16 protein-coding genes and 1 pseudogene are annotated in these 21,945 nt (G+C 42.9%); 6 read left to right on the forward strand and 11 right to left on the reverse strand.

Translation table 11 applies throughout. The annotated features are described in order from the left end of the window. Positions 1-62: 62 nt before the first annotated feature. A complete protein-coding gene (locus FTU34_RS06955) occupies positions 63-3,200 on the reverse strand; it encodes an efflux RND transporter permease subunit (protein ID WP_180035053.1) in 3,138 nt (1,045 codons plus the stop codon). Beyond that, positions 3,200-4,306 (reverse strand): efflux RND transporter periplasmic adaptor subunit, encoded by a 1,107-nt coding sequence (locus FTU34_RS06960; protein WP_180035052.1) that lies wholly within the window; start codon positions 4,304-4,306, stop codon positions 3,200-3,202. The genes FTU34_RS06955 and FTU34_RS06960 overlap by 1 nt, the downstream gene beginning before the upstream one ends. 151 nt (positions 4,307-4,457) lie before the next feature. Here FTU34_RS06960 and FTU34_RS06965 point away from each other — a divergent pair, with 151 nt between their 5' ends. From FTU34_RS06965 to FTU34_RS06980, 4 genes are all read left to right on the forward strand, one after another. Then, positions 4,458-5,081 carry a TetR/AcrR family transcriptional regulator gene (locus FTU34_RS06965; protein ID WP_180035051.1) on the forward strand — a complete coding sequence of 208 codons (624 nt, stop codon included), beginning with the start codon at positions 4,458-4,460 and terminating at the stop codon, positions 5,079-5,081. 153 nt (positions 5,082-5,234) lie between these two features. Continuing rightward, on the forward strand, positions 5,235-7,919 hold the full coding sequence (gene ppc / locus FTU34_RS06970) for a phosphoenolpyruvate carboxylase (RefSeq protein WP_180035050.1): 2,685 nt from the start codon (positions 5,235-5,237) through the stop codon (positions 7,917-7,919). A gap of 296 nt (positions 7,920-8,215) precedes the next feature. Next, the gene (locus tag FTU34_RS06975; protein ID WP_180011052.1) at positions 8,216-9,520 is read left to right on the forward strand and encodes a solute carrier family 23 protein; all 1,305 of its coding nucleotides are present in this window, start codon (positions 8,216-8,218) and stop codon (positions 9,518-9,520) included. Positions 9,521-9,634: 114 nt separating this feature from the next. Beyond that, positions 9,635-10,543, forward strand: a complete 909-nt coding sequence (locus tag FTU34_RS06980) for a LysR family transcriptional regulator (protein WP_180035049.1) — start codon at positions 9,635-9,637, stop codon at positions 10,541-10,543. Positions 10,544-10,546: 3 nt separating this feature from the next. Here FTU34_RS06980 and FTU34_RS06985 read toward each other — a convergent pair whose 3' ends face one another. The 8 genes and pseudogenes from FTU34_RS06985 to ilvD (FTU34_RS07020) all read right to left on the reverse strand — a co-directional run bounded on the left by FTU34_RS06985 (position 10,547) and on the right by ilvD (FTU34_RS07020) (position 19,047). Continuing rightward, positions 10,547-11,284, reverse strand: coding sequence for a sulfite exporter TauE/SafE family protein (locus FTU34_RS06985; RefSeq protein ID WP_180035048.1), 738 nt, complete (start codon positions 11,282-11,284; stop codon positions 10,547-10,549). A gap of 163 nt (positions 11,285-11,447) precedes the next feature. Further along, positions 11,448-12,110, reverse strand: coding sequence for a hypothetical protein (locus FTU34_RS06990; RefSeq protein ID WP_180026220.1), 663 nt, complete (start codon positions 12,108-12,110; stop codon positions 11,448-11,450). 61 nt (positions 12,111-12,171) lie between these two features. Further along, positions 12,172-12,321, reverse strand: a pseudogene (locus FTU34_RS18045) (IS3 family transposase); the annotation flags it as partial. 300 nt (positions 12,322-12,621) lie between these two features. Next, the gene (locus FTU34_RS07000; protein ID WP_180035047.1) at positions 12,622-12,936 is read right to left on the reverse strand and encodes a hypothetical protein; all 315 of its coding nucleotides are present in this window, start codon (positions 12,934-12,936) and stop codon (positions 12,622-12,624) included. Positions 12,937-13,164: 228 nt separating this feature from the next. Next, positions 13,165-13,452 (reverse strand): chorismate mutase, encoded by a 288-nt coding sequence (locus FTU34_RS07005; protein WP_078191648.1) that lies wholly within the window; start codon positions 13,450-13,452, stop codon positions 13,165-13,167. Continuing rightward, positions 13,433-14,755 (reverse strand): hypothetical protein, encoded by a 1,323-nt coding sequence (locus FTU34_RS07010; RefSeq protein WP_180035046.1) that lies wholly within the window; start codon positions 14,753-14,755, stop codon positions 13,433-13,435. Before FTU34_RS07010 ends, FTU34_RS07005 begins: the two co-directional genes overlap by 20 nt. A gap of 151 nt (positions 14,756-14,906) precedes the next feature. After that, complete coding sequence (gene ilvD, locus FTU34_RS07015) at positions 14,907-16,592, reverse strand: dihydroxy-acid dehydratase (protein WP_180035045.1); 1,686 nt, start codon at positions 16,590-16,592, stop codon at positions 14,907-14,909. A 625-nt stretch (positions 16,593-17,217) separates the two neighbouring features. Continuing rightward, positions 17,218-19,047 carry a dihydroxy-acid dehydratase gene (gene ilvD / locus FTU34_RS07020; protein WP_180009588.1) on the reverse strand — a complete coding sequence of 610 codons (1,830 nt, stop codon included), beginning with the start codon at positions 19,045-19,047 and terminating at the stop codon, positions 17,218-17,220. A 437-nt stretch (positions 19,048-19,484) separates the two neighbouring features. Here ilvD (FTU34_RS07020) and fmt point away from each other — a divergent pair, with 437 nt between their 5' ends. Together fmt and rsmB are read left to right on the forward strand one after the other, a co-directional pair. Next, entirely contained in the window at positions 19,485-20,444 is a 960-nt protein-coding gene (gene fmt / locus FTU34_RS07025; protein WP_180035044.1) for a methionyl-tRNA formyltransferase, read from the forward strand. Then, entirely contained in the window at positions 20,444-21,751 is a 1,308-nt protein-coding gene (gene rsmB / locus FTU34_RS07030; RefSeq protein ID WP_180035043.1) for a 16S rRNA (cytosine(967)-C(5))-methyltransferase RsmB, read from the forward strand. The genes fmt and rsmB overlap by 1 nt, the downstream gene beginning before the upstream one ends. 82 nt (positions 21,752-21,833) lie before the next feature. Here rsmB and FTU34_RS07035 read toward each other — a convergent pair whose 3' ends face one another. Beyond that, positions 21,834-21,944 (reverse strand): methionine/alanine import family NSS transporter small subunit, encoded by a 111-nt coding sequence (locus FTU34_RS07035; RefSeq protein ID WP_180005359.1) that lies wholly within the window; start codon positions 21,942-21,944, stop codon positions 21,834-21,836. Position 21,945: the final 1 nt, after the last annotated feature.

Below are 21,945 nucleotides of genomic sequence, written 5' to 3' on the forward strand. Positions count from 1 at the left end.
TTGTAGATCAGGTGCTACTATAGAGAAAAATTCAATATTTCGCACCCAATATTATGACACTTTTAAGGATTCTGCTGAGTTTTTTTCACTTTAAACCACTGTGCATATAGCGCAGGTAAAAAGAACAAGGTCAGCAGGGTCGCCACGATCAATCCACCCATAATCGCCACGGCCATTGGACCGAAGAAAATACTGCGAGAAAGTGGAATCATCGCCAATACAGCGGCCAATGCAGTCAACACAATGGGACGGCAACGACGTACCGTCGCATTGATAATCGCATCCCAAGCCGACTCCCCGGACTGAATATCTTGTTCAATCTGATCAATCAAAATCAGTGAATTGCGCATAATCATTCCTGACAGTGCAATCGTGCCGAGCATTGCCACAAAACCAAAGGGTTTATTGAACAATAACAGGAATAACACCACGCCAATAATACCCAAAGGTGCTGTTAAAAATACGATCATCGCCCGTGACATGCTGCGTAATTGAATCATCAACAAAGTCATGACAACTGCGAGAAATAATGGCATGCCTGCATTTACAGAAGTTTGGCCTCGTGCTGACTCTTCCACAGTGCCGCCTACTTCGAGTAGATATCCATTCGGCATCTCTGCACGTAACTGATCAAATGAATCTTTTAACTCACCCACCACCGTTGCAGGTTGCAATTTACTGCGAATATCCGCGCGCACAGTAATGGTCGGTAAACGGTTACGATGCCAAATCAAACCTTCTTCAAAGCTATACTCAATTTTCGCAATCTGCGCCAATGGCACTGAACCACCATTGCTGGTCGGTACTGCCAAACTGCTGAGCGAACCGACATCCAATCGCTCGGCTTGATCACCACGCATCCGAATTTCAATCAGCTCTCGTTTCTCACGATACTGATTAATCACTGCACCACTGATTGAACTATTCAGGAAATTGGACAGATCTAGACTGGAAACCCCCATTTGACGTGCGCGATCTTGGTCGATGTCCAGTTTAATGACTTTGCTTGGCTCACCCCAATCCAAATGCACATTGGTGGTGTTCGGGTTTTCACTGACTTTTGCAGACACCCGTTGTGCCCACTCACGCACCAAGCTTAGATCTTCACCCGACACGCGAAACTGCAATGGATAACCCACGGGTGGACCATTTTCTAAAAGTGAAACCCGAGTACGTACTTCAGGTAAAAGCTTACGAATTTCTTCTGCTAATGACTGGCGGATCTCATTGCGATCATCTAAAGATGAAGCCAATACCACAAACTGAGCAAAACTGGCTTGAGGTAGCTGTTGATCTAGAGGTAAATAAAACCGCGGCGAACCTGTCCCCACATAAGCCACAAAATTATCAATGCCTTGTTTTTTCGACAAGAACGCTTCGACTTTTTTTACGGCCGCTTCTGTGGCCTTCAGTGAGGCGCCTTCCTCAAGCTTTAAATCCACTAAAATTTCAGCACGGTTTGACGGTGGGAAGAACTGCTGTGGTACGGTTTTAAACATTAAAATCGATAACACAAAAATGCCAACCGTCGCGGCAATCACCGTCTTGCGATAGGTCACACAAGTGTCGACCCAACCACGGAAACGTTGATAAAACGGAGACGGATAAGGATCATGATGTTCGCCGGCATGATGTACCATCGGCTGAGGTTCGGGCTGCTTACGTAAACGTGCCCACAGGCGCTGATACCACGGGGATTTTTGTACTAAGTCTTTGTTGAAATCGGGTAGTAATTTATCCCCTAGATAGGGAACAAACAGTACTGCTGCAAACCATGACACCACCAATGCAATGGTGACCACTTGGAAAATCGAGCGGGTATATTCGCCTGTGCTCGATGCGGCTGTGGCAATCGGCAAAAAGCCAGCCGCAGTAATCAGTGTGCCTGTCAGCATTGGAAATGCAGTGGTCCGCCATGCATGTCCGGCGGCTTGTAACCGGCTATAGCCCTGTTCCATTTTGATCGCCATCATTTCGACGGCAATAATCGCATCATCCACCAATAAACCGAGTGCGAGAATCAATGCCCCCAAAGAAATCTTGTGCAACCCAACATCAAACATCTGCATGCCAGCAAAAGTCATGGCCAAGACCAATGGAATGGAAAATGCCACAACCAATCCCGTACGGAAACCCAAGGAGAAGAAGCTCACCAATAGGACGATAATCACCGCCTCAGCGAGGACTTTCATAAACTCATTGACGCTGCGCTTCACGGCTACAGGCTGATCAGAAACTTTTTTCAGTTCCATACCCAAGGGCAAAGTTTTTTGCAAGCGGGCAAATTCTGTTTCTAGGTTTTTACCCAAAGCCAGAATGTCGCCACCTTTACGCATCGACACGGCAATGCCTAAACCATTTTCGCCCATAAAACGCATACGCGGCTGTGGTGGATCACTAAAGCCACGATGTACATCAGCCACATCACCCAATTGAATCGTTCGACCATTCACCAATAAGGGCATCTGACGCAGTTCATCAATGTTTTGTAAATTGCCGCTGACACGCACTTGAATCCGGTCTGAATTGGTTTCAAAAAAGCCGGCACTGGCAACTGTGTTTTGCTGCTGCAAGGCTTGTTGAATCGCCGTCACGGGTATGCCCATTTGTGTGGCTTTGGTGTTGGAAATTTCAATCCAAACTTTTTGATCTTGTAGACCAATTAAATCCACTTTCGCAACGTCTTTGACCCGTTGTAACTGGAGCTGTAAACGGTCGGCATATTCCTTCATGATGGCATAGTCAAAGTCTTTGCCGGTCAGCACATAGATATTACCAAAGGTGTCACCAAACTCATCATTAAAGAAAGGACCTTGCACCCCAGATGGCAATTGATGGCGAATATCATTGACCTTTTTACGCACGGTGTACCAAACATCGGGGACTTGCTGCGAACGTAAACTGTCCTTGGCCACAAAGGTCACCATGGATTCACCCGGACGTGAATACGCCATGATGCGTTCATACTGCCCCGTGGTCATCAGTTCTTTTTCAATTCGATCGGTGACCTGCATTGATACTTCTTTGGCTGTTGCACCAGGCCAATAGGTTTGAATCACCATGACTTTAAAGGTAAATGGCGGGTCTTCACTCTGCGACAATTTGGAATAAGAAAATATCCCAACGATGCCCAGTAGAATCATAAAATAAAGGATTAAGCCTTTATTTTTTAGTGCCCACTCAGACAAGTTAAAATTCATTATTTAACTCCTGCCTGAATGTGTACCGCTCGATTTTCACGATCAACAGGTTGTATTTTTTGTTTTTCGCGGAGCAAATGCACGCCGCCAACCACCACAAAATCCCCTGCTTGCAGACCACTAAGTACGGGCACGCTGTCACGTCCGTATTCGCCTAAAGTTACTGGAACTTTACGTACCGTATTATCTGCATTGACCACCATCACATACGCCTGCTGACCACTCGCAGACACACTCGATAACGGCACATGCAAAACATTCTGCTGTGCTTTGGTTAAAAATACCCGTGCACTTTGCCCCAGTTGAATGGCACTATTGCCTTCACGTAATGCCACTTTGACACTATAAGTACGAGACTGATCGGCAGCAGGACTAATTTCACGTACATAGCCTGCAAATTTTTCCTGTGGTTTCGACCACAAGGTGACCCATGCATCCTGCCCCGTTTTAATTTCAGCAACCGCTTGTTCAGGCACACCAATGACCACTTCACGTTCACCTGCAATCGCCAATTGAAATGCCGGTTGTCCTGCTGCAATCACTTGACCAATCTCAATATTACGCTCAGTAATGACCCCATTTTTATTGGCAATTAATTGGTTATAACCGGTCTGATTACGACTCACATCATAATTTGATTGGGCTTGCTTTAAGTTCGACTGTGCCGCTTTATATTGGTTTTCCACCGCATCGTACTGCGAACGACTCACAGCATTGACTGGCAATAATTGCTTAAAGCGTTTTAGTTCATCTTCAGCAATCTGTGCAGCGGAACGCGCACTTTCAAGCTGTGCTTGTGCTGCATTCAGTTGCAACTGTGCATCTTTGATGTCTAATTTTGCCAAGACTTGCCCGACTCGGACTTGGTCTCCAACATCGACATAGCGCTCAGTGATTTGGCCGCCAACCCGAAAAGCTAAAGCTGTTTGCTGGCGTGCTTGTACATCGCCCGCATAACTTTTTTGTTCAAAATGTGTGGCGCCCGGCTGAGTCACCATCACAAATGGCACTTCCTGTTCCGTTTGGGCTTTATCCTTGCTGCATCCCCATAAGGTCACACTGCAAACGATAATCATGCTGACAACTGTGGTCTTAATCGTACTCATGAAGTTCGCTCTTAATAAAAAGTCTTTTTTAGGGCAGAATATTATTCAATTAATTTGGTTATTTTTTAATTAATAAACCATGCGGTACATTAATTAGATTAATTATCCTAAATCAATGACCTTTTCGCCTTTTTTGGAATTTTTTCAGCAAATGAATGTCGGCCGCCCGAAAGACTTAGAAAAACGACAACGGATTTTAGAGTCTGCAAAACAATTATTTTTAGAAATGGGCTATCACGGTTGCAGCATGAATCAGATTGCCCAACATGCAGCAGTCACCAAACTGACCATCTATAACCATTTTCAGGACAAAGCCACCTTATTTACCAGTGCAATTGAAGATACCTGTGAATATATTTTGAATACCCGCCCGCGACATCTGCACAGCGAAAGTCATTTTATGCAGGCTTTCGTTGAAATTTGTGAGTTGGGGCTGAACATCATGAATTTGCCTGAAGCCATTAAACTGGATTTATTACTTTTGGAGTTGGCTGCCGAACACAGTCCTTTGGTGGAACAGTTTTTCCGTGCCTCACATTTAAAAATGCGCCAAGTCTGGGAAAACTTTTTTCAAGATGCAGCAGCTTTAAATTTCATTCAGCAGGATCACCCTGCCCGACAAACTGAACTGATTGTGTCGCTACTGATGGGACTACGCCATCAAGAAGTCTTATTGGGCATGCGCCCAGTACCTGAAACAGCAGAGCGACAGGCCATTATTCACTCTGCCATCGACATCTTTATGCTGAAATATCAACTCGGCACACAGAGCTAAGCATTTTCTGAAATATTTCAAGGCTAAACTGAAACAAATGGCATAGCTACTGCTCATTTACCTAGAAAAGTCATCCGACTTTTGTCTGTACCCCCCTTTTGCCACAGCACTTTCGGGGTATAGTCGAGACAGGAATACGCGGAGAAATAACAAATGATTCAACAAATTGATGCTCCATTACGTGAAGACGTGCGCTTACTGGGCAATTTATTAGGTGAAACCCTAAAGCAGCATGCAGGACAAGATTTGTTTAATCAGGTAGAGCAAATTCGTGCTTTGTCTAAAGGCGCGCGCGATGGACAAGTTAAAGCTGAAAAACAGTTAGAACAATTATTTTTAAATTTAAAAGATGAAGAAATTCTGCCACTGACCCGTGCATTTACGCACTTTCTCAACTTTGCCAATATTGCCGAACAGTACAATGTGGTGCGCAGCCGTCGCCAAAGTGAGTTTGATGAGCAAGCACCTTCACCGAATCCACTCGATCATTTATTTGAAAAATTTAAAAGCAATAACATCAGTTCGGACCAACTGTTCCAACAAATTTGTGAATTAAAAATTGAATTGGTCCTGACTGCACATCCAACCGAAGTCAGCCGCCGTACCTTGATCCAAAAATATGATGGTATTAATGATTGCCTGTTTAAAATGGATCAACAAAAACTTACGCCACGCGAACGCAAAGCCGTACTGGATGATTTAAAACAACTGATTTGCTCGGCATGGCAAACGGATGAAATTCGTCAACATCGCCCGACGCCTGTCGACGAAGCTAAATGGGGCTTCACGACCATTGAACAGACCCTGTGGAATGCTGTACCCAAATTCATGCGTGAATTGGATGGCATGGTTCAAGATCATTGTGGCAAGACCTTGCCTTTAAATGTTGCCCCTGTGCGCTTTGCGTCATGGATGGGCGGTGACCGTGATGGTAACCCAAACGTCACCCATAATATTACTCAAGAGGTGCTGTGGCTTTCACGTTGGAAAGCTGCCGACCTGTATTTACGCGATATCGAAGACCTGCGTTGGGAACTTTCGATTCAAGAATGCAGCAAAGAGCTTAGTGATGCCTTGGGTCATTTCCACCCTGAACCGTATCGTGAATATCTACGTGATGCGCGTGAACGCCTCAAAGCCACTCGTCACTGGTTGGCACTGAAACTCCGTGGTGAAGATGCTGACGATAGCCAAGTCATTAAAAGCCGCCATGAGCTGCTCGATCCACTATTGGTTTGCTACCGTTCACTGATTGACAGCGGTTTACCTGAAATTGCCAATGGTCAGTTACTCGACTTTATTCATCGAGTGAATTGCTTCGGTATCGAATTACTCAAACTCGATATTCGTCAGGAGTCGACTCGTCATCGCCAAGCGATTTCTGCCATTACTGAATATTTAGGTTTAGGCAATTTTGAAACATGGACGGAGCAAGCCCGTCAAAACTTCTTGATTCAGGAACTGCAAAGCAAACGACCACTGCTACCGAAGTTTTTAAATGAACCGAAACAAAGCCTGATTGAACATCCAGATGTACAAGAAGTCTTTGCAACCATGCGCACTTTGGCAGAACAGCCACCCGAAAGTTTAGGGGCTTATATTATTTCCATGGCAGAACATCCGAGCGATGTCTTGGCCGTATTGTTATTGCAAAAAGAAGCCGGCATCAAACAAGCGCTACGTGTCGTGCCACTGTTTGAAACTCTAAAAGATTTGGATGGTGCAGCCCGTACCATGAATACCCTATTTAATATGCATTGGTATAAGCAGCATATTCAGGGTAAACACGAGGTGATGATTGGCTATTCAGACTCAGCCAAAGATGCGGGCTTTATGTCGGCAAACTGGGCGCAGTATCGTGCACAGGAAGAATTAACTGCGGTTGCGAAAAAACATGATGTACAACTGACATTATTCCATGGCCGTGGCGGTTCAATCAGCCGTGGTGGAGCGCCGACACAGCAAGCCCTATTTTCACAGCCACCAGGCTCCATTTCAGGGGCGATCCGTGTCACAGAACAAGGGGAAATGATTCGCTTCAAGTTTGGATTAGAAGGCATTGCCTTACAAAACTTAGAAATTTACACCGCAGCGACCTTAGAAGCGACCTTATTACCACCGCCTGAACCGAAACAGGAATGGCGTCAGCTCATGCACAGCATGACGGATCTGTCGGTACAGGTATATCGTCAAACCGTGCGTGAAAATCCGCATTTTGTAAAATACCTACGGACTGTAACGCCAGAACTGGAACTACAAATGTTACCGCTCGGCTCACGCCCAGCCAAACGTAAAGTTAGCGGTGGGATTGAGTCTTTACGTGCGATTCCTTGGGTGTTCGCATGGACGCAAATCCGTTTGATGCTTCCTGCTTGGCTAGGTACTGGTGCTGCGATTAATCAAGTGATTGATCAAGGTCAAAAGCAGACACTCGAAGAAATGTTAGAGCAATGGCCTTATTTCCAAACCCTGATTGATATGTTGGAAATGGTCTTGTCTAAGGCTGATGGTCATGTGGCGCTGTATTATGAGTCTCATCTGACGAATGATGCAGACCTCAAACAGTTGGGCGAAGAGTTACGTCAGCGTTTACGTGATGCGGTACAAACGCTATTAGCACTCAAAGGTGAATCGAAATTACTCAGCAGTAACGATGTGCTCGACCAATCCATGAAAGTGCGTAAGCCTTATTTATTGCCGCTTCATTTACTGCAAGCCGAGCTAATGAAACGCCGCCGTGCTTACCTTGCCGAGCGTCAGGCTGAAAATACCCCAGTCGACCATGCGTTGATGGTCAGTATCGCGGGTATTGCGGCAGGTTTGCGTAACACTGGCTAAAACTTCCAACCCCAAACGAAGCACATCCATGGATGTGCTTTTTTTTAAGCAATCACTTTAGCTTTAAATTGTTTAGGAATATATAAAATAAGAAAAATTTATGAACTAAGATAAAAAACCAACAATGATTAATTACATGATTTAACATTAATTTTACATATAAAAAACTTTTACCACTTGGTAAAAATACATGTAAAGTCAGGTAATTAATTTGAACAAAATATTTTTAAAAGTAATTAAATCTTCTAAAAAACAAGAGTATGATGTGCACAATTTATCTTTTGAGTGCTCATTTTATGTCCAATTGGTTTCCCAAATGGCGCCCATACGAAGGCAATATTGATGCACGTCCTGTCGGTACCAATGAGTATCTTCCGCCTGTGCAAAGTGTTGTATTGGGGATACAGCATGCCTTTGCAATGTTTGGTGCAACGGTTCTTGCACCATTCTTGATGGGTTTTGATGCCAATCTTGCAATTTTAATGTCGGGCATCTGTACCATCTTGTTCTTCTTTATGACTGGTGGTCGTGTACCAAGTTATCTGGGCTCAAGCTTTGCCTTTATTGGTGTGGTCATTGCCGCAACAGGTTATGCAGCGTCAGGTACTGGCGCGCCAAATGCCAATATCGCGATGGCTGCTGGCGGGATTATGGCCTGCGGTATTTTATATGCCATTTTTGGTTTTATCGTGATGGCAACGGGTACCCGTTGGATTGAAAAACTCATGCCACCTGTAGTGACAGGTGCAGTGGTGATGATCATTGGTCTCAACCTTGCCCCAGTGACCATTAAAGGGGTTGCCGGTAATAACTTTAATATGTGGATGGCTTTAGTAACCGTACTATGTATGGGTTCAATTGCTGTGTTCACCAAAGGTTTATTACAACGTCTATTACTCTTAGTTGGCCTTCTACTCGCTTACTTGGTGTATTACATCATTTCCAATGTCATGGGTCATGGCACACCAATCAACTTCGTTCCAGTACAAGATGCAGCTTGGTTTGGTGTTCCTCAATTCCATTCGCCTGTTTTTGATTTCAATGCCATGCTGATCATTGCACCGATTGCTTTGATTTTGGTGGCTGAAAACTTAGGTCACATTAAAGCTGTGGGCGCGATGACAGGTGAAAATCTCGATCCGCACATTGGTAAAGCCTTCGTTGCAGATGGTGTTGCAACCACACTTTCAGGCGGTGTCGGCGGTCCGGGTATGACAACCTATGGCGAAAATATTGGTGTGATGGCGGTAACACGTGTTTACTCGACCATCGTATTTGTATTTGCGGGTGTATTCGCCATCTTCCTTGGTCTTTCTCCAAAGTTTGGTGCGATTATTCATACTATTCCGCAAGCCATTTTGACAGGTGCATCGATTGTTGTATTTGGTCTAATTACCATTGCAGGTGCGAAAATCTGGATTGAAAACAAAGTCGATTTCTCAAAAAATAAAAACCTGATGGTGGCAGCAGTCACGATTATTTTAGGTACAGGTGACTTTGCACTTCAATTTGGTAACTTCAACTTAGGTGGTATTGGTACTGCTACATTTGCAGCGTTGATTTTGAACTGGTTCTTTAGCTTGGGCGACAAATCAGAATAAGCCCCAAGACATTTAAAAAAGAATACAACATTCATTTGAAAAGCGGCCGAAAGGTCGCTTTTTTTTATAGCTACTCTTTCGGTAAGATAAGGCATTAGCCAAGGAATACACCGTATGCGACTGGATTTGTTCGACCTTCAATTGGTACTGCACATTGTTGACAGCGGTAGTCTGACCAAAGGCGCTGCTCGTTCTGCCATCTCGCTACAAGCAGCCAGTGAACGAATTAAAAAACTCGAACAGCATTACCGCACGACCCTGTTCACTCGCCATGCCAAAGGGGTCAAACTAACCCTTGCCGGTCAAACCTTGGTTGAACATGCGCAGCGCATCTTGCATGAGGGGCAACAATTAGAACACGCAATGCTGTCCTTTGCCCATGGGCTGAGTTCCAATATGACCTTATGGTGTAATTCATCTGCACAAAGTGAATATTTGCCGGTTTTGCTGCCACGCTATTTGCTGGAAAATCCCAATACACAAATTGAGCTGCATGAAGCCGAGTCTAAAGACATCATTGCAGCGATTGAACAAGGCAATGCACAACTAGGTCTAATTTCGGGTTTCTTTAAATCCGAAAAGTTACAAACACTTGAGTTTGCAGATGATCCGTTGGTGCTGATTTGTCCTATAACTCATGAATTGGCCTCGATATCTAGCGTCAAACCCGCAGAGATTTTAAATTATCCCTTTGTCGGTTTGATGCAATATCATTCCTTGCAACAATCGATTGAGGCACAAGCCAAATTATTCGGCTGTGAAATTCAGTATCGGCTGCGTTTGCCGAATTTTGCCGCGATCGCGCAAGTGATAGCGAATGGTGTGGGCGTTGCCATCATGCCAAAACGTGCGGCCCAACGATTAATCAGTTTGTATGCCTTTGCACAAGTTGAGCTCAGCGGTGACTGGGCCAATCGAAAACTGCTCCTTACCGCACGTAATTTTGATGATTTACCCTTAAATTATCAGCATTTTAGTCGGTTTCTAGTGTCACAAAAATCTACTTTAGATGGCCAAGTCTAGGCTTTAAATCACGCCAAACTGGTGCAGCATCATATAGCCACCGAGGGCAATCAACCCGATAAAAAACACCTTACGGAATTTTTGTTCTGGAATGCGGTAACGGATTTTTTTCCCTGCCCACATACCAATGAGCGCAGGAATCAGTGCCATGGCTGACATGGCATAATCAATCGGAAGATCTTCCACAGGATTTTGCTGTAAGAACACTGCCAAACAAATGGTTGATGTGGTAAAGGCCAAACCGAGTGACTGTACAAGATCATCGCGTTTGAGCTGCAAACCTTGCAAATATGGTACTACCGGGATCACCACCACACCTGTGGCTACAGTCAGCGCTCCACCGAGATAACCGATCATTGGAGATAGCCATTTTTCATGTGGTGCAAAGTTCGGCAAGCTTTTCGCACAAAGCCCATACAGTCCGTATAGTGCCAACATGCCCCCCAGTAAAGCTTCACTTTTAAATTCACCATGTCCTAAAGTTGGAAAAATACTCCAAATTGAACCGACGATAATCCCAAGTAACAAGGGCCAAAAGCGTTGAATTAGTCGCAGCACCTGCCCTTCAGCAAATAGTTGCCAAAAGTTGGTGACCATAGATGGAATGATTAATAACGTGGCTGCCTGAAATGGACTGATCACCATGGTGAGTAAGCCCATCGATACCGCAGGCAGGCCTAACCCAATCGTGCCTTTAATTAGACCTGCGATTGCAAAAACTGTGATGACAAACCAAATCATGGCGAAACTCGCTGAAGAATTGGTTCTATGCTATGCAATTCAGGCGCTTTGAAAAATCAGTGTTTTTGGAATAGAGCCTCAATGAAAAATTGAGGCTGTGCTTGAAATCAGCTATAGACAAGGTAGTTGGATTCAATAAAAAAGGAATTACAACTTATTTATTTTAATTACTGTAATAACTACTCTTTTGCTCTTCAGCTAATTCATAAGAACTTTCGAATTGATATTTCACCGTTTCATCTTGAATTGAATCAATAAATTTTTTTATTTTATTTTTATATTCAACGTTCCCAGATTTATACATTGATAGCAAATAGCCCCACTCACCATAAATATACTGAGGGTCATTTTTTGATACTTTCCTTAATTCTTCTTTTAAAATCAATGCTAAATCGGAATAACATTTTTCATATTCATCTTTCGATCTTTTAGCATAATAGCTTAACTCACACTGAGTCACTAAAAGTTCCTGACTGAAAGAGTCATTTAACATTTTATGATTAAGATTATAAGCCTCTTCATACATGCCTGTTGCTAAGTAGATTTGCATTTCAATCTTTTGTCGTTCTTGATCATTCGTGATCTTTTTTATTTCAGACAAACTATCTTTCATTACTTTATCTGCGTTTTCTTTATCTCTCAGATTAAGTTTATTAATAGTATTTTTATAATCATTTATTATAGCTGTATCTTCTTTAGACAGCGTTGAAATTGATTCTTTTTTTTGAGCTTCTTTAACTTCATTCTGATTCAAACTAATTTTCTCAGACGAACAAGCAGTACTACCGAATATCAAAATGGTTAAGAAAATAAAAAAATGCTTCATCAAACTTTTCTCGATACAGAGTTTAAGGTTAAGACATGAGTTTTAAAGCTAAGAAATGATCCTAGACAGTATCGTGGACAACAGATCCCTCTAAATTCTTAAAATATTTCTGTTCAAAGGCTTCAGGACTTAACTTGCCAATTGCAGAATGCCTTCTGATTCAATTGTAGTAAATTTCAATATATTCAAACACGAAAGCATTAGCTTCCCTGAGCTGCTTGACGTCTTTTTCTAAGTCTAGAATACACTGTTGTCTTGCTGGAAGTTGACGTTTGCTTGAACCAACTGGATTAGCTTAGCAAATCCAGTTATCTAAGGTTGATACCCTACACCTAATTTATGGGCGATTGAAACTACAGACTCGTGTGAGTTTGAAAGCGCATAATAATTAGCTTGTTTATATTTTTAGACTACAGCGTTTAGCTATTTTTATATCTCTAAAGTTAACCTTACTTTATCTTTAGAGGGAAAATGTGCCCATTATTTTGTCTAGGATCAAACGACTATCTATTTATTCAGGATCTAAGTAGATAATTCCCACATCAATTTTATTAAGATGGTCAAAGCCTGCCCTATCTTCGGCAACTTGATCTACATAGAGGTCAGCATATTCAATTCTTTTTGTTTGATAATTAGGGAATGAAAAAAATAAATCTCCTGTACTATTAGCATAATCTACTGGAGGTTTCTTTAAATAGTATTTTTCAGTTTTAGCAGGAATAAAGAATTTTCCATTCGCATCTAATTTAGTATCAGGATCTGAAAGAATACCATTTACGCCAATATATCCTAATTTGTTTTTTAGAGGTAACTGGCTTTGTTGCATAAATATGTAAGCATCTGATTTAAATAAATTTAATTTTGGATCAAAAAATAATCAAAACCTTTAAAATCATATAGTTATGAAATCTTTGTGCAACAAAGCCTAATTGGATAAAGAATAACAAATAAAAAAATTAATAAAATTTCAAAATGTAAATCAAATCATTATTTTTCAGTTGGTGATATTAAAAAAGAACATTAATAAATTTGATCTAATCTCAAAAACTAAAAATTACGGTCGAATCTCTTTCAACTCACGTTGAATAAAATGCTGAATCATATCGCGGTATAAACGTTCCACAATATCTGCATTTACACCGTGCTCTGTGGCTTGTAGACGAATTTTACTAATCACCGCTTCGACACGTTCTGGTGATTGAACATCCTGTACTGAACGCTTAAAACGCACCGCTTGATCGACATAAAACTGACGTGCAGCAATGAGCTCAATAATTCCCTGATCAATCACATCAATCTGTGCGCGGGCTTGCTCTAATGACTCAACTTTTTCTTTCTTCATCTTCTCTGGCTTCACTTTCAGCGGTGTTTTCACTTTTATACTTCTCTTCTAACACATTACTGAAAATACTTTCAATCATCCAAACGCGATATAAACTATTAAATACATAGCTTTGACCTGCAATACGTAATTCTAAAACAGGAAAATCGGGCTGTGACTTCATCTCACAGTGCATATCATTTTCTTTTAATTTTTCAGCAATATCCTCAGTGCTCAGTTCAGAAATCTCTAACTCATACTGTAAAGCCTGAAAATGTGCTTTGAAGGATAAATCACGCCCTTTGGTCCATACTGCTTCCAAAATGCGATACATCACATCAATACGCTGCTCTTCAGGCGCACTGTAGTACAGCTGTGACATAGCTAAAGTCGCAGCTTCTGTAGGTCGGCAAAATGGCGTGAACTTAACTTCTGTACGTTTAGACAGACGTGTTGCCAAACTCCAGTCAAACAAATCTCGACCGTGATACGACAATGGATACACATTCAACTGGATATTGTAATAGTCCGCCAATTCCTCACGAATATAGGCTAGCAATAACCATGATATCGGATCTTCCATCGCGATGTAGAGATCAAGCTCAGGATCGAGTCCCTGAATTTCATTCAACTCTTCTGCATCACTGATCAGGTGCTCACGCCATTCAATATGATTGATCATAAAGATCGGGTTATCTGTCAGGAGTTTTTGTTGTTTTAAACGGCGCGTTAAACGCAGTAAATCATCTACAGCATGGTACTTACGTTCACCAAACTCAAAATAGCCCGATAAAATCGGGGTATCGGTAAAGATACGTTCAGGAAAATCTTGAGCTTTATGATGACGGCTGGCCATCGCATACAGTGTTCTCAGCTTGCCATACTGCTTTTGCCACAGCATGTGGAACACATCTTCAAGTAAATAAAGAAAATCTTGGCCGCGTAATGGCGTATTTTTTAGAATAATTTCGGCTTGTTCTAAAGCTTCGGCGGTCGGTTGTTCAGGTGTTTCATGAAAACTAAAACGATGCTGCCGCGCTAAAATTTGGGCATCATTCAGACAATATTGTTGCCATTCTATCGATGACATTTGATTAGGAGGTTCAGCACTCTGACGACAAATAATCACTTTCAGTGGTTTAATTTCATCACTGAGAATTTCTTCTAATTGAGGCAGTTGCTGCGCAGCCAAATAGCTATAAACATCATCCAGTCGAAGATAAACACTCAGACCTTGTTCCGTGGGTAACACCGCTTGTCGGGTCGGTTTCTGATAAAACCAACTCGATCGGATTGGATCGAACCAACGGCGTAACAGTGACATGCGTTTTTTGCCTCAAAATGATGAATTGTACCGAACCTGCCAGCACATGCTTAAAATTCAACTTCTATTATGAAGCTGTTTTAAATGAGATATAAGCCTTGTGCAAAACTTATATCAAGTCAGGGCTGAATGTTCAATGTTTAACAATGGATTAGACGTCTAGATTTAGGTCAGTCACCGCACCTTTTTCCGCACCAGAGGTCAACTTGGCAAATTTAGCCAAAGCGCCGTGGGTATAGTTTGGTTTCGGTTTGACCCAGGCCGCGCGACGTGCAGCAATTTCATCCTCAGCCACATGCCAAGTCATTTCACGGGTTTCAGCGTTAATTGAAATTTTATCGCCGTTTTTAACCAAGCCAATTGGACCTCCTTCATAGGCTTCTGGTGTCACATGCCCAATCACAAAACCATGGCTGCCGCCCGAGAAACGCCCATCAGTCAACAGTGCAACAGATTGGCCTAGACCTTTACCAATAATCGCTGAAGTCGGTTTTAACATTTCCGGCATACCCGGCCCGCCTTTCGGCCCAACACCGCGGATCACCACCACTTCACCTTCTTGTACTTCGCCATCTAAAATACCGCGCATGGCACCCTGCTCACCCTCAAATACCCGCGCAGGCCCCTCAAAATACAGCCCTTCTTTACCGGTAATTTTAGCCACTGCACCCGTCGGCGACAAATTTCCTTTGAGTACCACCAAATGTGAATCCTTTTTAATTGGCGCATCAAACGGCAAAATAATTTGCTGTCCTTCAGGATAATCCTCTACATCGGCTAAGTTTTCCGCCAAAGTTTTGCCCGTAACGGTGAGGCAAGAACCGTCGAGCATGCCGGCATCCAGCATGCGTTTCATGAGCGGCTGAATGCCGCCAATGGCAATCAGTTCCGACATTAAATATTGACCCGATGGGCGCACATCGGCCACCACAGGAATATCTTTGCCAATACGCACAAAATCATCCAAAGACAGTTCCACGCCTGCGGTATGCGCCATAGCAATCAAATGCAGTACGCCATTGGTTGACCCGCCTAAAGCAATCAGCACTTTAATCGAGTTTTCAAAAGCGGCTTTGGTCATAATGTCGCGCGGCTTAATATCGAGACGCAGCAGGTTCATCACGGCTTCACCTGCGCGTTGGCAATCTTCAATTTTATCTGCTGAAACTGCTTCCTGCGCCGATGAACCTGGCAAGCTCATGCCTAAGGCTTCAATCGCTGAAGCCATCGAATTGGCCGTATACATACCGCCGCACGAACCCGGCCCCGGCAGCGCGACTTCTTCAATCTGCTTCACTTGAATTTCATTAATCTCGCCTTTGGCATGCTGGCCTACCGCCTCAAATACCGAGATCATGTCGGTATGACCTGCTCCGGGTTTAATGGTGCCGCCATAAATAAATAGGCCCGGACGATTTAAACGTGCCAAGCCCATAATGCAGCCCGGCATGTTCTTGTCGCAGCCGCCTATAGCAATCACCCCATCATAGGCCTGACAGCCCACCACAGCTTCTATAGAGTCGGCAATGATTTCCCGCGACAGCAGAGAATATTTCATGCCTTCTGTACCGTTGGAAATGCCGTCAGAAATAGTAATGGTATTGAAAATAATACCTTTTCCACCTGCAGCATTGACCCCGTTTTCAGCTTCACGCGCCAATCCATCAATATGCATATTACACGGCGTGACATTGGCCCAAGTCGAGGCAATACCTATAAATGGGCGCTTAAAGTCTGCATCTTGGAAACCTGTTGCACGCATCATGGAACGTGCAGGCGCATTTTCGATACCTTCATAAACAGGAGCGGAATGTTCGCGAATATTATTTTTACTCATTGTTCTTCCTTGGCGATGGCTGATTTTGGCTTCAGCCTTGGCGGATTCTTTTAAATTTATTGTATAGAAAGCGCTCAGCATGTAAAAGAAATTAGATCTCAAAAAAAGTTTTTAGTGTATTCAACACTTTTCAATCACATGGCAAAGCTATATAAAGCGTATGAGAAGATTTGAATAAAGGGAGGATTTTCACTTGAATCCTCTCCCTAGCCCTCTCCTTTAAAAAGTAAGGGAATGCCTACAAAAAGCCATATATTTTACAGCTACTATCCAAGGCTGTGATCTTTGGTTCTATTTTCAATCAGATCAAGAGTTTTAAAATAAATAATAATTGCTCATTATTTCATTAAAAAGCTGGTTATAACGGAGTCTTATCTCTATCAAAGCAAATTTTCGGAGCTCGTATGTTACTTTTGTTTCGGCAAAAGTAACCAAAACCATTTGTCATCCGCAAAACTCGGCAACTGTTTGCAACTAAAAAAATGATCGCAGAAACATTCACTTTTAAATTACCGTTTGCCTCAGACAGTTGCGGATGACATTTCCTCGTATCCAATGCAAGTTATGTAGATGTAAATTAAAAAAGCACCCCATGTGGAGTGCTTTTTAATTAAACATCTAAAGCTTAGATTTCACGTACTGCGCCTTTCGCCGCACTCGTGGTATGCATTGCATACGCTTTCAATGCTTTCGAAATTTTGCGTGGACGCTCTTCAACTGGATGCCAACCTTTGGCTTCTTGCGCTGCACGGCGAGCGGCCATGGTTGCTTCATCAACAGCAAGGTTGATGGTACGGTTTGGAATATCAATTTCGATTAAATCGCCATCTTCCACCAAACCAATTGCACCGCCTTCTGCTGCTTCTGGAGACACGTGACCAATAGAAAGGCCTGATGAACCGCCAGAGAAACGACCGTCAGTCAATAACGCACATTCTTTGCCTAGACCTTTCGATTTTAAGTAGCTGGTTGGGTACAACATTTCTTGCATACCCGGACCACCACGTGGGCCTTCATAGCGAATCACAACCACATCACCGGCTTTGATTTCATTACCCAAGATCGCCTCTACTGCTGAATCTTGGCTTTCAAACACACGTGCAGTACCGTTGAATTTCAAGATTGAATCATCTACACCCGCAGTTTTTACGATACAACCATCGAGCGCAATGTTGCCGTAAAGCACAGCTAAGCCACCGTCTTTCGAGAACGCATGTTCAGCATTACGGATCACGCCATTTTCACGGTCACCATCTAGTCGTTGGTAATATCGATCTTGTGAGAATGCAGTTTGCGTTGGTACACCGCCCGGCGCTGAACGGAAGAATTGGTAAACGTCTTCATTTTCAGTACGGATAATGTCCCATTTATCTAAAGCATCTTTTAGTGAAGCTTCATGAACGGTACCAACCGAAGTATCGAGCAAGCCTGCACGGTCTAATTCACCGAGAATGGACATGATACCGCCAGCACGGTGTACATCTTCCATATGTACGTCGTTTTTCGCAGGTGCAACTTTACAGAGTACAGGCACTTTACGAGATAAACGGTCAATGTCGTCCATCGTGAAATCAACGCCAGCTTCATTGGCTGCAGCCAACAAGTGTAGAACGGTATTGGTTGAACCACCCATCGCGATGTCTAAAGTCATTGCATTTTCATACGAGGCTTTGGTCACCATTTCACGTGGCAATACGCTGTAATCATCTTGTTCGTAGTGACGTTTGGTAATTTCTACGATCAATTGACCAGCTTTTTCAAATAATTTTTTACGGTTGGCATGGGTTGCAAGCGTAGAACCATTACCCGGTAAAGACAGGCCCAATGCTTCTGTTAAGCAGTTCATTGAGTTTGCGGTGAACATACCTGAGCATGAACCACAAGTTGGGCATGCAGAGCGTTCGTATTCTGCTACTTCTTCATCGGTATAGTTGTCATCTGCAGCCACAATCATGGCATCAATTAAGTCGATGGCTTTGTCGTTACCACGGATTTTAACTTTACCCGCTTCCATTGGACCACCAGAGACAAATACCACTGGAATGTTCAAACGCATTGCCGCCATCAACATCCCTGGAGTAATTTTGTCACAGTTGGAAATACATACCATGGCATCGGCACAGTGTGCGCTCACCATGTATTCAACAGAGTCTGCAATCAAGTCACGTGAAGGCAATGAATACAGCATACCGTCATGACCCATCGCAATACCGTCATCAACCGCAATGGTATTGAACTCTTTGGCTACACCGCCTGCTTGCTCAATTTGACGCGCCACGAGTTGACCAAGGTCTTTAAGATGAACGTGACCCGGTACAAATTGAGTAAATGAGTTCACGACGGCAATAATTGGTTTACCAAAGTCTTCATCTTTCATACCAGTTGCACGCCATAAGCCGCGCGCACCCGCCATATTTCTTCCGTGTGTCGATGTTTTTGAACGATAGTCAGGCATTTTATATTTCCAACAAAGTTTGAGCTTGAAATGAACCCTGCAGATTCACTCTGGCTAAATCATACTGACAATGATGTAAAATCAGTCGAATTTTAAACCTATCATACACCAAGCCATTGTTTTTAAAGATGGCTTTTTAAGCTGAGATTTGGGCAGATGGGTCTATAAATAAAACCGAGTGATTTGACGACAAAAATCTTTTAACTGAAATCTACTATACCGCCATCAAAGGCTGCACAATACAAAAATTTCATGAATAATTTTTAAATTTTATATAAATATAATTTATTTAAAAATTGCAAATTTGCGATTTTGGGTTATGAAATCATTGAGCTTGGACAGCTTCAAAGTTGCAAAAATCAATTTCTAATGTTCTAAATTACGCATTAATCATTTGCTATAATCCACATATTCAACACAGATTCGGTTCATTCATTTTGAAAATCATCTTTGCCGGTACGCCAGAATTTGCCGCAACAGCACTAGCTGCTTTGCTCAACACACAACATGAAATTGTTGCGGTATACACTCAACCTGACCGCAAAGCTGGACGTGGACAAAAACTCACAGCTTCTGCCGTAAAGCAATTGGCTTTAGAGCACCATATTCCTGTTTACCAACCCCTTCATTTCAAATCATCGACTGAAGAAGGTTTAGCCGCACAAGCGGAATTAAAGGCCTTAAATGCCGATGTTATGGTGGTTGCAGCCTATGGTTTGATCTTGCCGCAAGTGGTGCTAGATACCCCGAAATATGGCTGCCTGAATATTCATGGCTCATTGCTGCCACGTTGGCGTGGTGCAGCACCGATTCAACGTGCCATCGCAACAGGTGATATTGAAACAGGTGTCACCATTATGAAAATGGCAGCCGGACTCGATACAGGCGACATGATGTATAAAACCATCTGCCCGATTGAAGCAACGGATACCTCTGCAACTTTGCATGACAAACTTGCAGAGCAAGGTGCAACTGCAATTGCTGCCGTTTTAGACACTGAACAAACATTGCAGCAATATTTAGACAGCCGTGAAGTCCAAGACGAAGCATTAACAGTTTATGCACATAAGCTTTCAAAAGCTGAAGCAAAAATTGATTGGTCCATCGATGCTGTACAAATCGATCGTAACATTCGCGCCTTTAATCCGTGGCCGGTAGCATTCATTCAGTTGGATGAGCAAAATAATTTACGCGTTTGGCATTCTGAACTTTCTGCTGATTCAGCACCGAATGCTCAAGCAGGTGAAATCATCGCTATCGATAAAAAAGGCATACACGTTGCCTGTGCCAATGGCAGCGTGATTATTTTGACCTCTTTACAATGGCCAGGTGCTAAACCACTCAACCCTGTACAAATTTTACAAACCCAAAAATTGACTATTGGACAAATTTTATAATGAAGCAATCTCCCAACGCCTCGACCCGAGACCTTAATTTACGTGCTCAGGTAGTGAAGACGTTATTGGCTGTCCAAAATGGTCAATCGCTGCAATCTGTCCTCGCGCAGCAAATGAATATTGTGTCTGATAAAGACCGTGCGTTATTCCACGAATTGGTGCTCGGTTGTTTACGTCAATGGTACGCATTGAAACAACTGACTTTACCATTACTGTCTAAACCAGTAGATAACCAAGTGGTTGAAACCTGTTTATACCTTGGTTTGTACCAATTATTGTGTACCCGTGTCGCGGCTCACGCTGCAATTTCTGAAACGGTGGAAGCTGCAAAACAATTGGGTATGGGAAGTCTAAGTGGCTTAATCAACGCAATTTTGCGCCGTGCAACACGTGAAACAGAACAGTTCTACGACGTGCTTGAACAAGCCACAAATCTACCAAGTTGGTTAACCAAACGCCTGAAAAAAGACTGGGGCGAACAATTTGACGAGCTCAGCTATGAGCTTAAGCAAATTGCACCACTGACTTTACGTGTTAATACACGCCAAGTCAGCCGTGACGAATACCTTGATATTTTGGAAGATGAAGGCATCGATGCACATCGCTGTGAACTCTCTAATGTCGGTATTGTGATGGACGAAAGCCTACATATTCCAAGTTTACCGGGCTTTGAAGCAGGTGGTTTTTCGGTACAAGATGAACATGCTCAACTGTGTGCAACACTATTACCAAATCTCGATGGTAAATTTGTGATTGATGCTTGTGCTGCGCCGGGTGGTAAAACCGCACATATTTTAGAGACTTTCCAACCGAAGAAACTCATTGCACTGGATCAAGATGAAAAGCGTCTAAAACGTGTGGTTGAAAACCTTGATCGTTTGGATCTCGATGGTAAACATGTTGAAATTCAGACTGCCGATGCCATCACCTATACTGCTCCTGAACTTGCTGATTGTATCGTGCTCGATGCCCCATGTACTGCTGTCGGTGTAATGCGTCGTCATCCTGATATACGTTTACTACGTCAATCGGGCGACATTGCAAAAACTGTAGTGTTACAAAAACAAATTTTGGAAAACATGTGGAAGCAGCTTAAAGTCGGCGGCACGCTGCTTTATATCACATGCTCGATTTTAAAAGCTGAAAATGAACAGCAAATGGTTGAGTTCTTTGCCAATCATGCCGATGCCCAAGAAATTAAAATTGAAGCGGATTGGGGTGTTGAACAAATCCATGGTCGTCAACTTTTCCCGAAAGTGGGTTATGGCGATGGCTTCTATTATTGCCGTATAGTAAAAACGGCCTAAATCAATAAACACCTTTTTAGATGTAAACAATCATAAAAAATGCCCGATGATTTCATCGGGCATTTTTTTCGTCATTCTAAATTTAATCTTCAGCTTCGTCAGGATTTTTCACCAAATGAATCGTCGCTAAAAGTAAACCACCCCATAGCAAAACAATTGATAAAATCATCATGATCATTGCAGATGTATTCATA

It is taken from the genome of Acinetobacter sp. YH12094, assembly GCF_013419295.1.
In the GTDB taxonomy this organism is placed as follows: domain Bacteria; phylum Pseudomonadota; class Gammaproteobacteria; order Pseudomonadales; family Moraxellaceae; genus Acinetobacter; species Acinetobacter amyesii.

Bases quoted from the DNA above. Each gene is read 5' to 3' on its own strand.
- FTU34_RS07035 (WP_180005359.1), bottom strand. From the start codon at position 21,944: ATGAATACATCTGCAATGATCATGATGATTTTATCAATTGTTTTGCTA.
- FTU34_RS06960 (WP_180035052.1), bottom strand. From the start codon at position 4,306: ATGAGTACGATTAAGACCACAGTTGTCAGCATGATTATCGTTTGCAGT.
- FTU34_RS06965 (WP_180035051.1), top strand. From the start codon at position 4,458: ATGAATGTCGGCCGCCCGAAAGACTTAGAAAAACGACAACGGATTTTA.
- FTU34_RS07000 (WP_180035047.1), bottom strand. From the start codon at position 12,936: ATGCAACAAAGCCAGTTACCTCTAAAAAACAAATTAGGATATATTGGC.
- FTU34_RS06955 (WP_180035053.1), bottom strand. From the start codon at position 3,200: ATGAATTTTAACTTGTCTGAGTGGGCACTAAAAAATAAAGGCTTAATC.
- ilvD (WP_180035045.1), bottom strand. From the start codon at position 16,592: ATGAGTAAAAATAATATTCGCGAACATTCCGCTCCTGTTTATGAAGGT.
- FTU34_RS06980 (WP_180035049.1), top strand. From the start codon at position 9,635: ATGCGACTGGATTTGTTCGACCTTCAATTGGTACTGCACATTGTTGAC.
- ilvD (WP_180009588.1), bottom strand. From the start codon at position 19,047: ATGCCTGACTATCGTTCAAAAACATCGACACACGGAAGAAATATGGCG.
- FTU34_RS07005 (WP_078191648.1), bottom strand. From the start codon at position 13,452: ATGAAGAAAGAAAAAGTTGAGTCATTAGAGCAAGCCCGCGCACAGATT.
- FTU34_RS06975 (WP_180011052.1), top strand. From the start codon at position 8,216: ATGTCCAATTGGTTTCCCAAATGGCGCCCATACGAAGGCAATATTGAT.
- ppc (WP_180035050.1), top strand. From the start codon at position 5,235: ATGATTCAACAAATTGATGCTCCATTACGTGAAGACGTGCGCTTACTG.
- FTU34_RS06990 (WP_180026220.1), bottom strand. From the start codon at position 12,110: ATGAAGCATTTTTTTATTTTCTTAACCATTTTGATATTCGGTAGTACT.
- FTU34_RS07010 (WP_180035046.1), bottom strand. From the start codon at position 14,755: ATGTCACTGTTACGCCGTTGGTTCGATCCAATCCGATCGAGTTGGTTT.
- FTU34_RS06985 (WP_180035048.1), bottom strand. From the start codon at position 11,284: ATGATTTGGTTTGTCATCACAGTTTTTGCAATCGCAGGTCTAATTAAA.
- rsmB (WP_180035043.1), top strand. From the start codon at position 20,444: ATGAAGCAATCTCCCAACGCCTCGACCCGAGACCTTAATTTACGTGCT.